Raw genomic sequence first — 15,181 nt, 5'->3', positions numbered from 1 at the left:
TTTAATACATCTGTAACATAAAACACCCATCTGCAAGAGAAGGTGGACCTAATTGCCCACGACTAAAGTCGTAATTCAAGGCTAAAGCACTTCTCAAAGCTTTTATGCTTTATATGTACATTTAACTTCTTTCAGCAAGTTTTTAGTAGCGAAGCAGAGCGACAGCTACAGCTGTTTTTTGTAGCGAAAGCAAAGCGACAGCATAGATGTTAAATATCTTTAGGTACTTAAAATCGTTTTATGAAGAATCTTTAAAAAAGAATTTTTATCTTCTTGCAAATAAAAGTGACCACCGCTAAAAAATTCATACCGACATTTTTCTTGAAAAAAATTCTGCCAATTTTGATACTGCTTTAAATCCCCTTTGTCTTGGGCTCCTATAAAAATATGCGGCTGTATATTTCCCAATGGCCTTTTCGGATATCTCCATTCAGTCTCATATTGCTTCAATAAAGAAATATCCTGCTGCATTATAGGAAATAGAAGCTTTCCAAATTCTTGATTTGTATGAATCTCATCCGATTGTTTATGTAGTGACTGAATATATTCCCACATATCTTCAATTGTTTCTATTTTTATTTTTAGATTCATCTCTCCAGGAGGCAATTTAGCTGATATTATCAATTTTTCAATACTTATATTATATTTTTCATATATTCTCTTTGCTACTTCATAAGCAACAGAACCACCCATGCTATGACCAAAAAATATTAATTCTTCTAAAACCAAATCATTTATTTCAAGTAGTTCTTCCAGCAGGTAATCTACCAGTTCATCCATTGTTTCAGCAAGCGCTTCTGTTAATTTCAGTAAGTGTCCAGGATAATCAAGATAAATGGGTAATATTCTTACAGATTCTTTTATGATAGCACTATAAAACAAGCTTGCTCCACCTGCATGAGGGAAAATAACCACTTTTTTCATATTCCATACTTCTCCTTTTCCATTAATACTCTTACTATTTCGTTTAAGGAAACTCTTTTTAAATCATATTTCAGGTTATTTTTATAGCAAACTGCAGCAGAGTATTTTTCATCAATAAGCAAAATTTCAAGCTCTATGTTTTCTAATTGACCCTCTGCAGTATAAATACATATTTCACCATCAGACTCGTTCACATAAAATGAATTTAATGGTGTCGATAGTCCCGTACCTATATATTTTAAATAACTCTCCTTTAAGCACCATATTCTGTAAAAATACTGCAGACGTTGTTCTTCCAGCTGCTTTAGAATAACTTTATATTCTCTATGGTGGAAAAAATCTTCCGCAATGTCTAATTCAATTTCATTAATTTTTTCTATATCAACACCTAATTCCTTATCACTGATACCACACAGCACATATTCCTCGGAATGCGACAGACTAAAATATACATCTGCAACATTATTCAGAAACGGCTTTCCGTATTCATTCTTAATAAATTTTATATCTGAATTTTTCAACACAGAGTTTTGACATATACCATATCTAATCAATAGCTCTCCCAGAATCGACCGTGTCTGATCATCTTCAAATTTAAGTAAATCGATTGCAGCTCTTCTTTCTTCAGATAAATATTTTTTTAATTCAGTTTTCAATTTTTTATCTGTAAGCTCTTCTATTTTCAAGTAATACAGCTTTAACATATTTCCTCCGCAATAATAAGTTTGTTATAACGTACATTTAATAATAATCAATTATGCCGAGGCGTAATTACCGCTGTCGGTAAAAGTAAAAAAATATTTGTAGCTGGCGTTTCACTTTCGTTACTAAAAACTTACTGAAGAAGTTTCATTTTAAAACATTCATAATAGTAAATAAAAGTAAATCCATCAAAGTTAATTATATACTACACATAACAGTATTTTAAGGAAAATCTCACTAAATTTCCATTAATTTCATAAAACTTTTTATACTCTCTATCAACTTCATTCTCCAAGTGGTTAATTGTATTATTAATTGCCTTACAGATTCTTAATTCAAAAGAAAAACCGAAATTCCCTCTTAAGAAATTCCGGTTTATCTTTTATATATAAGGTTAAACATTTTCAAAAATGGTAAGTATATCCTTTCCCTTGCGGGAAATATATACTTACCATCATAATATGACTGTATTTACAACCACTTTAATTATGGAGATAGCGGGAGTCGCACCCGCTAACATATTTTATGCTTTTTGATAACGAAGTACTGGTGTACGAGCAGCGCGTGTTTCGTCTAGACGAGTTACGACTGTTGTATGTGGTGCTTCTTGTACGATTGATGGGTTTTCTTCAGTTTCTTTTGCAATTTGAATCATTATATCGCAGAATGCATCTAATGTTTCTTTAGATTCTGTTTCTGTTGGCTCGATCATTAATGCCTCTTCCACATTTAATGGGAAGTAAGTTGTTGGTGGATGGTAGCCAAAGTCTAACAGACGTTTTGCAATATCTAAAGTACGAACGCCAAGTTTCTTTTGACGACGTCCTGATAATACAAATTCATGTTTACAATGACGGTTATAAGGTAAATCATAGAATGGCTCTAAACGACGCATCATATAGTTTGCGTTTAGTACAGCATATTCTGTTACAGCTTTTAAGCCATCTGGACCCATTGTACGGATATAAGTATATGCACGTACGTTGATTCCAAAGTTACCATAGTAAGGTTTAACACGTCCGATTGATTGTGGACGCTCGTAATCGAAGTGATATGTTCCTTCTTCTGTTCTTACTAAAACAGGTTTTGGAAGGAATGGAATTAAATCGGCTTTCACTCCTACTGGACCTGAACCTGGGCCACCGCCACCGTGAGGACCTGTAAATGTTTTGTGTAAATTTAAGTGAACGCAGTCAAAGCCCATATCACCAGGACGCGCTTTACTCATAACTGCGTTTAAGTTTGCACCGTCATAGTATACTTTACCGCCAACAGAGTGAATAAGCTCTGCCATTTCGATAATGTTTTCTTCAAATAGACCAAGTGTATTTGGATTTGTTAGCATTAATGCAGCTGTATCAGGACCTACTACTTTACGTAAATCCTCAATATCTACTAAACCAGCTTCATCTGATTTAACAGTAATAGTTTCAAAACCTGCAACTGTTGCCGATGCTGGGTTTGTACCGTGAGCAGAGTCAGGAACAATAACTTTATTACGATGACCTTCACCATTTGCTTCATGGAATGCGCGGATCATCATTAATGCTGTCCATTCACCATGAGCACCTGCTGCAGGTTGTAATGTCACTTCATCCATACCTGTAATTTCAACTAATGAAGTTTGTAGATCGTAAAGAAGTTCCATTGCACCCTGAGCTGTTGATTCATCCTGTAATGGGTGCACATTAGCAAAGCCTGAAATTCGTGCAACGGCCTCGTTGATTTTCGGATTATATTTCATCGTACAAGAGCCAAGCGGGTAGAAGCCAGAGTCTACACCGTGGTTACGACGAGAAAGTGCTGTATAATGACGCATAATATCAAGCTCAGATACTTCTGGTAATTCTGCTGCCTCAGTGCGTACTAAGTTTTCAGGAAGTAAGTCGGCAAGATCAACCTCTGGTACATCAAGTGCTTCTAAGCTGTAACCTACGCGACCTTCTTTGGAAATTTCAAAAATGAGTGATTGATTTTCGTTATGCATTAAGAGCCCCCATTTCTGCAACAAGTGCATCAATTTCTTCCTTCGTGCGTAATTCTGTTACTGCGATTAGCACGTGATTTTTTAGAGAGTCATATGTTTGACCTAAAGGGTAGCCACCGATGATACCTTTTTCTATTAAGCCTTTATTAATTTCTTTCACACATTTATTTGTTTTCACAACGATTTCGTTAAAGTGTGCACCTTGGAATGCTACTGTGAAACCGGCCGCTTCAAAGGCATTTTTAGCATAGCGAGTTTTCGCAATGTTTTGCATTGCCATTTCACGAACGCCTTCTTTACCTAGAGCAGTCATTGCTACAGAAGCAGCAAGTGCAAGAAGCGCTTGGTTCGAACAAATATTAGACGTTGCTTTATCACGACGGATATGTTGTTCACGTGCTTGTAATGTTAAAACATAACCACGACGACCTTCACCATCAACTGTTTCACCTACAAGACGACCAGGAACTTTACGCATTAACTTCGTAGTTACTGCAAAGAAACCACAGTGTGGACCACCGAATGCTTCAGAAATACCGAAAACCTGTGCATCCCCTACACAAATATCAGCACCTAGCTTACCAGGTGGTGTTAAAATTCCTAGTGCAAGTGGATTTGAAGAGACAACAAATAAACTTTTTGCCTCATGCGCAATATCGCCAATTACTTGTAAGTCCTCTATTTGACCAAAGAAGTTAGGATATTGTGCAATAACAGCTGCCGTATTATCATCTATTAATTCCTTTAAAGCTTCTACATCTGTCACACCATCTTTTTGTGGAACAGTAACAATTTCAATGGATTGACCATATGCATATGTAGCAACGACATCACGATACTCTGGATGAACTGCTTCAGATACTAAAATTTTCTTACGGCGTGTATGGCCAGCTGCAAGCATACCTGCTTCAGCTAATGCTGTTCCCCCATCGTACATAGAAGAGTTTGCAAGATCCATGCCTGTAAGCTCTGCAATCATCGTTTGGAATTCAAAAATTGCTTGTAATTCCCCTTGTGAAATTTCTGGTTGATATGGAGTATACGCAGTGTAAAACTCTGAACGAGAAATAACATGGTCCACGATAACCGGTTTATAGTGGTTGTATACGCCTGCACCTAAAAACGATACGTTAGCATTTGTATCTTTATTTTTCGCAGCCATTGCTGTTAATTCTTTTAGTAAAGCTGATTCAGATTTCGCTTCTTTAATATCATATAGGCCTTTAAAACGTACTTTTTCTGGAATATCCTCAAATAACGCATCAACTGAGGATACACCGATTACGTCTAACATTTCTTGTTTATCTTGCTCCGTCATTGGTAAATAACGATGTTTCATAAATGTAGGTCCCTCTCTTCAACTTTTATTTTGAACGCTTGTAAAACGGTGTTTCAACTGTTACTACTTTTAAGTGCTTACCACGAATTTCGATTTCCAATTCAGTTCCGATAGTTGCGAATTGACTGTCAATTAATGCGTGACCAACGTTTCGTTTAGAAGAAGGAAGCTGTGTACCTGTTGTCACTTCACCGATTTCCTTACCATCCTTCAACACTTTGTAGCCATGGCGAGGAATTCCTTTATCAATCATTTCAATGCCTACAATTTTACGTGACAACCCATTTTCTTTTTGTGCCACTAATGCCTCATGACCATTAAAGCCCTCTTTATTTAACTTCACAGCAAAACCAATACCAGCCTCAAGAGGTGAAATTGTTGCTGATAGCTCTTGCCCGTATAATGGAAGACCTGCTTCAAAACGAAGTGTATCACGGCAGCCTAAACCTGCAGGAACTACACCTTTGTCTTTTCCAGCCTCTAAGATTTTACCCCATAATGCTTTAATATCTTCTGGTGAGCCGTATAGTTCAAAACCATCTTCTCCTGTGTAACCGCTACGAGATACTAATGCTTTATGACCAGCAACTTCAACATCTGCTTGGAAGCGGAAGTATTTAATCGTTTGTAAATCAGTATCTGTTAATGTTTGAAGAACTTCTTCTGCTAATGGACCTTGAAGGGCAATTTGTGCATAAGCCTCTGATTGGTTATCAATCGTCACATCATATTGATGTTGATTTTCCATCATCCAATCATAATCTTTTTCAATATTTGCCGCGTTCACGCATAATAAATAATGATTGTCTGCTAATTTATACGTTAATAAATCATCGACAACACCACCATCTTCATAGCACATTGCATTATATTGCGCTTGACCTACTGCAATTTTAGAAATATCATTTGTCAAAAGATTTTGTAAAAACTCTAGTGAATTAGGTCCAGTTACTAAAATCTCACCCATATGTGATACATCAAATAAGCCAGCACGATTACGTACTGCATCATGCTCTTCTTTAATAGAAGAGAACTGCACTGGTAATTCCCATCCACCGAAGTCAATTGTTTTACCACCATGTTTTGCATATTCTTCAAATAGAGGTGTGCGTTTTAATTCTGTCATTGTTTTTGCCCCCTTATTGTTCGTTACATATTTACTTATAGTAGTTCGTCTGTTTTTATTGTACAGTCATGCCTCCCTTGTTTGTTCATCCCATAAAGAAGAACGAACAACATTAGGTAAAACATTTAGACATAAAAAAAGACAGACGAACCCCTTTTCGGGATTCTCTGTCCTTGCACCTGAAAGTTACACCAGACTGGCTCGCATACATACAATGCCAATCAGCCGGCTTTCCCCTTTGGTGGCTGTAGTATTACAGCACTCTCCAGAGTTGCGTCTTATACGAGTCCTTTTACCTGAGAGATTCATAACATTTTGCTATTTGCTCCTTCGGTGACGTCTACACGTGCTCTCCCCGTATAATCATCCGCCCAAGTTTCAACTTGGTACTATTTAGTATTCAATGAACATTAAGTAACTTATTTGTCTATATCCTAACATTAATTGCATTGAAAAGGCAATCATTTTTTATTTTATATTAAAACACGAACATTTAAATACTAAAAACTAGTCATAGTTCGCCTTTTAGCCTTTTAACTTGGAATACTAAATACTCAAGAATTTGGCGGATTGTTCGCCCCTCTGTTAACACTTGTATATGTCCTACTTCACGATAGAACTTTCTTCTGTAGTGATACAGCTGCTCTAACTCTTCTTTCGTCGAGCTCTGTACAATCGGTCTGTTCGGATCATGCTGTATTCGTTTGTATATATCTTCGAATGTCGCATCTAAAAAAAACACGAGCCCACTGCGTCTCATTATTTTACGATTTTCAGCATTAATTGCGACTCCACCACCTGTTGAAATAATACAAGCTTCGTCCCGGAAGTTTTTCAAAAATTCTGTTTCTATTTCTCGAAAACGTGCTTCTCCGTATTTTTCAAATATTTGCGGAATTGTCATACCCTGCTGTCGAACAATCTCATGATCCATATCGTAATAGGGCATCTTTAACAAATAGCTTAAACGTCTTCCTAACGCACTTTTCCCGGAGCCCATAAAGCCAACTAAATATATTTTTCGCATTCGAATCACCTTCTTATAACTACGATTCTACACTGTCTGACAAAATTTGTCCTAATAAATTTATTGTAGCTCGAACATTGAGCTTTTCTAGGCTATCATATGTTCGAAACTGAATCTCATAAGACGTACAATACGTAAGGACAAAAGTAGTTACAAAAAATAATAATCCAATTGCGATAAAAAAAATAGCCCCTCTGTCATTTTTCAAAAACTGGAACATAGAAAGTTCGCTCCTTTTTACTACCACTCGGAAGTTCAACAGCTACTGTTAACATATCTTTTTCATATCGGAACTGGCATTTAGTAATACCAACTAACATTGGTACATGACCACCATTTACTTGATCACGAATTATATTGCTGTAACAATCAATATTATGAATGGTATCTGCTGCCTGGAAGGTTATTCTCTTTTGATCTTTTCGCATCGTAAATGATGAAATATCATTTACATACATATTCAAATCATAAACAAAAAGCTCCCACTTAGATTGCTCATCAGATAGCATCGTTGTTTTCATTTCAGCAAGCCAAAGCATAATGAACACAACAAGATGGGCAATAAGCACAAAAACAACTAATTGAAACATCGCTTCTAATAATGTGTAGCCTCGCTCATTCATTAACTTCACCTGTCAGTTGTATACATTTTTTACGTAATTCCCGAGTATTTTGAAAACTTACGCATATCCCTTGTCCATGGATAAACCACTGAAATTCTATATTATCAATGGTTTTAGTACCTTCTGTTTGCTGTAGATAGCGGTAATGCTTTAAGCCTTCATAGGCCGTTTCAGCTGCAAACACCTCCAACTTCTTGTTATAAAGAGTCGTTTTCATCGTATAGCTAATTGGTATTAATGTCGTGCATACTAACATCACAATGACTACTGATATTATCGCTTCCACAAATGAATAACCAGATTCATTCAATCCTCGATCTCCCTCGTCCTAATGTAATCACAACCTTTTTAATACCTTGAGGCGTTTTAAAATAAACAGTCCCTGGCGTCATGATGTTTCCATTATAGTTGTACATAATCGTATAAATTGAACTCGATGCAGGCATAAACTCAACCCCTTTCGGAAAAGGACGTTCATATAATTCTGTAAAAATATCTTTTTTAATAATGTATCTCTTTGATGAACTTTCAAACTTCATCGAGATATATTCCCTTTGATGCATACTATAAGTTTGAATATATTGAATATCTAATTGAATTTGTGTGAAAAATTGCTCAAGCTCCCTAGTCTCCGCTGCTTTTAACGAATACTTAACGACAATCGCTGACAAACACATAACGATAAACAATACAATTAGCATTTCAACAAATGTATATCCACGCTCACTCTTATTAACATACATCAATTACTAGAACCAATATCGGTATCGGTAGAGGTTTTCGCCAATCGTACCTCCCCATCCTTAGTGATCACAATCTGTTCTTTATTAGGGCAGGTCGTTTCATTCTTCTTTAAATAGCCTTTTGCTACCAAATCTTGAATTGTTGGATAATCCATAAAATCTACTCTATATGCCTCCACCTGACCTTGCACCATGCTCACATACGCTCTACACCCCTTCTCATCGACGGTGGCAAAATGTTTCGTAACATTTGGGATTGTAATTAAAATTAAAACGGAAATAATTAGGAGAACTATTAACATTTCAATTAAAGTAAAACCTGCTTGCTGCTTTATACGTTTCATTATTAACCTCCTATACTAGTTCAATCATGTGATATATTGGCAATAATAAACTTACATATGCGGCAACTATGCACATCGCTATAATGATAAAGAAGGTAGGTTGCACGAACGCAAGGATTTTATGCAATAGTTGCTCTTGCTTTTCCGTCAATAATTCGCTGTACAGTACTAGCTCTTTTCCTAAATAGCCACTTTGCTCTCCATGTTCGACAAATGTCGTGAAATCCGTCTGCCAAACAGTCATCAACGTAACTGCTTGCGTTAGCGTATCACCCAAAACAACGCGATCCTTTATACATCGCGCTAGATATTGTAAAAACGGTTGAAGTCGCTGCTCCTCTAAAATTTGTAAACTTTCCTGTAAAGAAAACCCACTTTGTAGCAGACTCCCTAAATAAGCAGCAAATTGTCTCGTCAAAGACATTCGTGTATAAATCCGAACCAAAGGAGTTTTTAGAATACTATTTAACTGGCGAGCAATCGGACGTCGTTTGAGAGTAAGGTGAAAAATGAAAATACAACAAAATACCGCAATGCCTATGAACATTAAAGCATCGGGAAGATGCAATAATGCCTTTGAAAAAGCAATACTTGTCTCCTCAGTGCCGGTAGTTCGACTAGCCACCATTTTTTCAATATTAGGAAAGAATATGGTACGAAACACTAAAAACAACAGCAGCAAAAATAAAATAAGTACTACAGGATATAGGAGTAGCTTCATTAATTTTTTCTTCGCCGCCTCACTCAAGGCCATTTGCTTTGCCACGCCTTTTAACGTCTCAATCATATGCCCATTGTTTTCTGCAACTGTAATGGCTACTAAATGCTGTTTTGGAAGTTGTAATGCTTCAAAAACTCCTAAAACGCCGACTCCTTGTCTCAGTTTTTCATTGATTAGCTTTTGCATGTCTTCATGCGCTTCAATATGATGAGGTAATAAAATAGAAATAGCCTGCGGGAATAAATAACCTTCCTGCATTAACACACTTAAGCGACTAAAAAAATGAGCTTGCTCCCTTACGCGCCATTTTGTTGCCTTATTGTAAGCCAATCGAATTCTTTCAATAAACGTTCGTATTCGCATAGTGAAGACTCTCTATCATTTCTTTTTGACCTGCAAGTGTTAAATCATGTGGCAGTTCATAGCTAGTTTTTTGCAAAATTGCTTTAATGGCCATTTGAAGTTGAACATCACTCAATATTTCAAACAATGCACGGCGTTCTTCCTGTATTATGGGTGATTGGAAAAGTGTTTGAGCGACTATACCTACCACAGTTTGACGAAGTTCTTCAATTGATACACCCAAGTCCATAAATCGATAAAGGCAGTTTACCGAATCCTTAGCATGAATAGTCGAGACTACTAAATGACCTGTTAAAGAAGCTTCAATTGCGATTTTTGCAGTCTCTTTATCGCGTATTTCACCAATCATAATAACGTCAGGTGAGTGGCGTAAAATAGCCTTTAAACCTGTAGCATATGTAACGCCAGCTCGTTCGTTTACTTGAATCTGTAAAAGATTAGCTTGATTATTTTCTACAGGGTCTTCTAAAGAAATGACATGGCGATTAAGCTCTGTCGAACAGTAATGGATAAGAGAATACAAAGATGTGGATTTACCAGAGCCTGTTGCACCTGTGAAGCATAAAAGTCCCTGTTGATGTTGCACTAGTTCCATCAACATGTTCGCTGCATATTCGGAATAAGATAAGGAAGTAAGTGGGAATGCATGATTTTGTAGAAGTAGACGGATATGTGATTTTAAATATATCTTCGCCAATTTCTTAACGATATATTTGCCAACACAGTAATAGCAACCCATTCAAGCTACTGGGTTTTAATATCCAATGTATTTAAAATTGTTACATTAATTTTAATTGAATTTACCTATAACTTTTGGCATTGTTTTGATTAATTTTTTTACTTTTGGCATATGTATGATTAACGATCTACAATAGACAACTAGTAAGTTCATTATGTAGAAAATTAAATAAAAAAATGCCCACAATTATAATCGATTGTAGGCATCCATCAGAATAAAAATCCAAGTATGTCAATAAAAAGACAAGAGCTCTTTAGACATATTGTATCTGCTTTCGAACTTTCAATAAGAGTCTCTACTACTAAGTTCTAATCCCGAATCTCAGGTTTTACAAATTTCTCCCTTATTTTAACTTGAACTGTATAAAAACAGTTGTTTTGCTCTCCACCTAAAAATAACTTTAGAAATATAGCAATGTTTATGAACTATACCTTGAGTCTGTTTTATTTTATGTGAATTACAAACATTTATTTTTGTAATGTATATGAGTTTTATTATGAGATTTCACATAAATTGTACTTTGATTCAAATAACTCCAGAAAATCAAAAACCATCTTACAATACTCTTGTTCAATTTTTGCTTTTTTTCTAAAGTCATCTAATAAAACTTCTCTTAAAACTGGATTTGTAGCACTTTGAATCTGCATAGTAAACCCTTTTAAATTTTCTAAATATCGCGTTCTATCTTCAAACAATTCTGCCCTATTCAAATCTAATTTTGAACGTGTTAGAATAGCTTTCTCTGTTTTTTCAATAAGCATTGGACCTGCAAAATAAAAGTGTTCATTTGGGTCATCAATATAAGGGTCTATTAATAAATTGTCAACATCATAAAAATCTCTCTTGTTATTATTACAAACTGTACATGCTAAGGTTAAATTATCCCATTGAAAACACTTTTCTGGAACTTCACTTTTAGGAACTATATGTTCAATATCACCAAACGAGATATGTAAAATTTTTGATTCACAATATGCACACTTACCATGCGTTTCCTCAATTAGAGTTTTTTTAACTTCCTTATGAGAATACTTACTCCCAATTGTTTTAGATACATTTTTATCTCCTTCCTTATATGCTAAATATAATTCTGTCCATTCATTAGCATTTTGACTTAAAATAGCTGGCTTATTTAATTTTTTTAAACCAATCATTAATTCTACACCTCAAATCTTTTAAGCATTTCAGGCAAGTACTCCTCTAAACCCTTATTACTTAAATACAGCTTTAATTGATTATATGAATCTAACTCTAGTTTTTTTGTACTAAAATTACTTAAAATACTGTCCAACTCATTTTCCAACCAAAGAGGCATAGTAACAGGAACTCCCAAAACATTTTTAAGTACATCAAAAGCATCAGTGCTTTTATTAAAAAAATCCAACTTTAAAGATTCAACTCTATTATTATCATTATATTTCAACGCATACACATACGAGTCTTTAACAGAATTGACAACAAACGGACTATGTGTACTAACTATAAATTGAGCTTTTGGAAATGCGTTCAAAAGATTAGGTAATATTTCTCTTTGCATAGAGGGATGTAAATGATTTTCGATTTCGTCTATAATAATTGTGTATTCGTCATCAGCATTATCATACATAAATACTTGCCAAGCTAAATCTATCAGCGCTCCTAAACCACCCGAAACTGCATCAATTAGGAAATCACCACTATCCGTTTTTAAAACAACTTCGCCTGCTTCAATAGTTATTTTATTTAAACCTATATGTTTTGGTAAAATAGATTTTAATATATTTGTAAACCCATAAAATTTCTCTTTTAATTCTTCATTAGGTTCAACTAAAGCATTTCCCTCACCAAAAATCGCTAATGAAATTAACGATTTTTTCATATATTTTACAGGCGATTCATCATTACCAAAATATCTACTATTATTTAAGGTTCTATTTTGAATGGAGCTTAAATATTGACGATATATACTATTTGTATCATCAACATGTAAAGGAATTTCATCTACTCTTACATACGAATATGGTTGACGATGAGAAGAAATGTTCACTCCTTTTATTATGCCATCTACATCATAAGGCTTAAATTCTTTTTCTTCATTTAAATATTGAAATCGTGCTTCTATATTATACGAAGCTGAATGTACTTCTTCTGGTACATAAAATTTAAAAATGCCTTTTTCGACTTCCAACTCGCCCATAACGATATTATTAGCTTGAATAGTATCAATCCATTTTTCAGAATTTGATTGCATATCATACAAAACTTTCTTTAATTCTTTATTCTCCCGTGTAAATTCTGTTATTTTATCAAAGTCTATACCGGCTAAGAATATACTTTTATTCTTTTTAAGAAATACACTTGCAACTTCCTCATAACCCCATCCTAGTTGCCGTGCAATTAATCTTAAAACAGAACTCTTACCAGCACCATTTGCTCCTGTAATAATTGTAACTCTTGGGTGAAAATCAAACTGAATTTTATCAAATTGATTCCAATCTTCTATTGTCAATCTTTTCAATACCATTTCAACCATTCCTCCTTAACATTTATTTAGGTCAACTAGCTAATAATCTCTTCCCTATTACATACAAATTTTCAAAATAATTCAACCCACAAGTTACATTTGTTCTTTCAATACCATTATCTTATTCCACTTCTTGAGATTTAAATCATATTTCACATTTTGATAAAGTTCTTCTGATTTCAATTATATATTTAAAAAACGATATAAAAATTGTATCTGGTGCCTACTCATCATAAGTACGCTTATAAACATGATTTAACCAATCTTTATACGAAGGAAGATTTTAAAGAGATTAGCTTCTCTTCAGAATCATCGACCTACAACGGCTTGTCGAGGCTCTCTTGTGCCCCTGAACAATCCATCTGAAAGCTTCATCTCAGTTTACGACAGCTCATTAAAATCTATATTTTACCGTCTTCATATAAGCAATAATATTGTGATGAAAAGCCTTATGAATCAAAGGATAAATACCGAAGGTTACACTTTTGCGTCTGATTAGATTCACCCTCTAAATCAGAAGAAAGACATACTCAGGTAATTTAATACCATAAATGGGCTACGTTAGCGAATTCTATTTTAAATACCTTAAACGTCGCTTCAGCCACAGCGTTGTCATAAGGGCATCCTTTCATGCTCAGAGATCTTTGGATACCGAAAGTTTCATAGCGATTTTGCAACACTTTCAATAAAAATCTTTACGACGAAGTTCTAGAACTTCCTTTATGTAATCTCGAATTTCAGGCTCTGCAAATTTCTTCCCTATTTTAACTTTGCTATAAATGTAATTCTTATTAAGCACTTTCCCTTCTTCAAAAGCAGTAGAAACGCATTCATTAATTTGCTGTTTTATTTTTTTTACTTGTTCAATTTTTTCTTTCGATTTATATGCTTTATATCTAGCGCTTATAAATCGACATTCATCTGGAAAAAACGCCCTTAATGATTCATTACTTTTATATCCAATTTGTTTAGTTACATCACTTAATTTAAGTGGTGGATACTCTTCACTATTAATGTACTGATTTAGTGCAATTCTTTTTTCTTCAATGCTAAGTCTAATGAAGCTCTTTTTGTTAAAAATATCCTTTTTAACAGGTCTGATTTGATTGATATCTATACTAAACTCATTTTCTTTAAATAGAATTTTTTCTATAGAAACATTTACGCAAAAACTTAATATTAATAATGATTCAAAAGAAATCTTCTTAGATTTGTTTTTCCATTGGGCTAAAACTGCTCTATTAAAACCCATATTTTTCGCCAAATTGAATATAGAATTATTAATCCGATTGAAATTTTTAGTTAATAAATTACTTATTGCATTTAAAATATTATCACGATTGAGAAACTCTCGCATTTCACTTTTCATAAGTTCTTCTACATTTTTGTATACCCACTTCTGCCATTCTCTAGTTTCTTCACATGTATTATTATTTATTACAAGATTAGAACCTAACCAATTCTTACATTTCGAACAATAACCAATTACAGAATACAAATCTAACTGTTTATTTTCCTTTTTACAAAACGGACAAATTGATTCCAAATTACAATTATGAATTAAACATAGTGTAACTGAATTTAGGGACCATATAAGCTTTTCATAGGCCATATTTTCATTTTTTTGTTCATATATACAAGCGGGACACCAATGCCTTGAAACTTTTATATCACCTTGAGATAACAATGGCGCTATCTTCAACCATGTTAAATCATCTAAGTCTTTTCTACCTGTTAATTTCCTCAATGCATACAAAAAAAATGAAGCCTGTTGATTATATCCATTTATAGCATATGATTCATAATATGATTTATAAAGTTTATTATCGGTATATTCCTGAGTATCGTCTGCATATTTAGTTGGAAATATTAAATGCTTAACTAGACTTGAAACAGCCATGGTATGAGCATCAGAAATGCGTTGGATATAACTAGTCAAACTCTCAACATCTATACTATCTTTACATATTGGTTCTAATGGATAGCAAATACTCCTCTCAGGCCTTTTAATGTTTTCATCATTCCATAAGGTAAGCATTT

15 protein-coding genes and 1 riboswitch are annotated in these 15,181 nt (G+C 34.4%); all 15 genes read right to left on the bottom strand.

Translation table 11 applies throughout. The features are described 5' to 3' along the window. Positions 1 to 219 precede the first annotated feature (219 nt). The gene (locus tag ABE34_RS19945; protein WP_197144196.1) at positions 220 to 924 is read right to left on the bottom strand and encodes a thioesterase II family protein; all 705 of its coding nucleotides are present in this window, start codon (positions 922 to 924) and stop codon (positions 220 to 222) included. Next, on the bottom strand, positions 921 to 1,628 hold the full coding sequence (locus ABE34_RS19940; RefSeq protein ID WP_197144195.1) for a 4'-phosphopantetheinyl transferase family protein: 708 nt from the start codon (positions 1,626 to 1,628) through the stop codon (positions 921 to 923). The genes ABE34_RS19945 and ABE34_RS19940 overlap by 4 nt, the downstream gene beginning before the upstream one ends. Positions 1,629 to 2,149: 521 nt before the next feature. Continuing rightward, a complete protein-coding gene (gene gcvPB, locus ABE34_RS19935) occupies positions 2,150 to 3,613 on the bottom strand; it encodes an aminomethyl-transferring glycine dehydrogenase subunit GcvPB (protein WP_197144194.1) in 1,464 nt (487 codons plus the stop codon). After that, on the bottom strand, positions 3,606 to 4,952 hold the full coding sequence (gcvPA, locus tag ABE34_RS19930; protein ID WP_197144193.1) for an aminomethyl-transferring glycine dehydrogenase subunit GcvPA: 1,347 nt from the start codon (positions 4,950 to 4,952) through the stop codon (positions 3,606 to 3,608). Before gcvPA ends, gcvPB begins: the two co-directional genes overlap by 8 nt. Before the next feature lie 25 nt (positions 4,953 to 4,977). Beyond that, positions 4,978 to 6,078, bottom strand: coding sequence for a glycine cleavage system aminomethyltransferase GcvT (gene gcvT / locus ABE34_RS19925; RefSeq protein ID WP_197144192.1), 1,101 nt, complete (start codon positions 6,076 to 6,078; stop codon positions 4,978 to 4,980). 274 nt (positions 6,079 to 6,352) lie between these two features. After that, a riboswitch (glycine riboswitch) is annotated at positions 6,353 to 6,445 on the bottom strand. A gap of 144 nt (positions 6,446 to 6,589) precedes the next feature. Next, positions 6,590 to 7,105, bottom strand: a complete 516-nt coding sequence (locus tag ABE34_RS19920; protein WP_197144191.1) for a shikimate kinase — start codon at positions 7,103 to 7,105, stop codon at positions 6,590 to 6,592. Between the two features lie 197 nt (positions 7,106 to 7,302). After that, positions 7,303 to 7,728 carry a competence type IV pilus minor pilin ComGF gene (comGF, locus tag ABE34_RS19915; protein WP_197144190.1) on the bottom strand — a complete coding sequence of 142 codons (426 nt, stop codon included), beginning with the start codon at positions 7,726 to 7,728 and terminating at the stop codon, positions 7,303 to 7,305. Beyond that, positions 7,721 to 8,038, bottom strand: coding sequence for a hypothetical protein (locus tag ABE34_RS19910; protein ID WP_197144189.1), 318 nt, complete (start codon positions 8,036 to 8,038; stop codon positions 7,721 to 7,723). Before ABE34_RS19910 ends, comGF begins: the two co-directional genes overlap by 8 nt. Further along, positions 8,031 to 8,471: a competence type IV pilus minor pilin ComGD gene (gene comGD, locus ABE34_RS19905; protein WP_197144188.1), complete on the bottom strand. Its 441-nt coding sequence runs from the start codon at positions 8,469 to 8,471 to the stop codon at positions 8,031 to 8,033. Before comGD ends, ABE34_RS19910 begins: the two co-directional genes overlap by 8 nt. Further along, on the bottom strand, positions 8,471 to 8,815 hold the full coding sequence (comGC, locus tag ABE34_RS19900) for a competence type IV pilus major pilin ComGC (RefSeq protein ID WP_197144187.1): 345 nt from the start codon (positions 8,813 to 8,815) through the stop codon (positions 8,471 to 8,473). Before comGC ends, comGD begins: the two co-directional genes overlap by 1 nt. A 10-nt stretch (positions 8,816 to 8,825) precedes the next feature. Beyond that, entirely contained in the window at positions 8,826 to 9,899 is a 1,074-nt protein-coding gene (comGB, locus tag ABE34_RS19895) for a competence type IV pilus assembly protein ComGB (protein ID WP_197144186.1), read from the bottom strand. Then, a complete protein-coding gene (locus ABE34_RS19890) occupies positions 9,877 to 10,638 on the bottom strand; it encodes an ATPase, T2SS/T4P/T4SS family (RefSeq protein ID WP_241747217.1) in 762 nt (253 codons plus the stop codon). Before ABE34_RS19890 ends, comGB begins: the two co-directional genes overlap by 23 nt. 494 nt (positions 10,639 to 11,132) lie before the next feature. Beyond that, the gene (locus tag ABE34_RS19885; RefSeq protein WP_197144185.1) at positions 11,133 to 11,792 is read right to left on the bottom strand and encodes an HNH endonuclease; all 660 of its coding nucleotides are present in this window, start codon (positions 11,790 to 11,792) and stop codon (positions 11,133 to 11,135) included. A 5-nt stretch (positions 11,793 to 11,797) separates the two neighbouring features. Then, positions 11,798 to 13,150: an AAA family ATPase gene (locus ABE34_RS19880; RefSeq protein WP_197144184.1), complete on the bottom strand. Its 1,353-nt coding sequence runs from the start codon at positions 13,148 to 13,150 to the stop codon at positions 11,798 to 11,800. A gap of 673 nt (positions 13,151 to 13,823) precedes the next feature. Further along, positions 13,824 to 15,179, bottom strand: a complete 1,356-nt coding sequence (locus ABE34_RS19875; protein WP_197144183.1) for a TniQ family protein — start codon at positions 15,177 to 15,179, stop codon at positions 13,824 to 13,826. Positions 15,180 to 15,181 lie beyond the last annotated feature (2 nt).

Origin of the sequence: Lysinibacillus sphaericus, assembly GCF_015844675.1 — a bacterium.
Lineage (GTDB): Bacteria > Bacillota > Bacilli > Bacillales_A > Planococcaceae > Lysinibacillus > Lysinibacillus sphaericus_E.
Note: the sequence above shows the minus strand (reverse complement) of the source record. Positions and strands in the feature narration are given on the sequence as shown.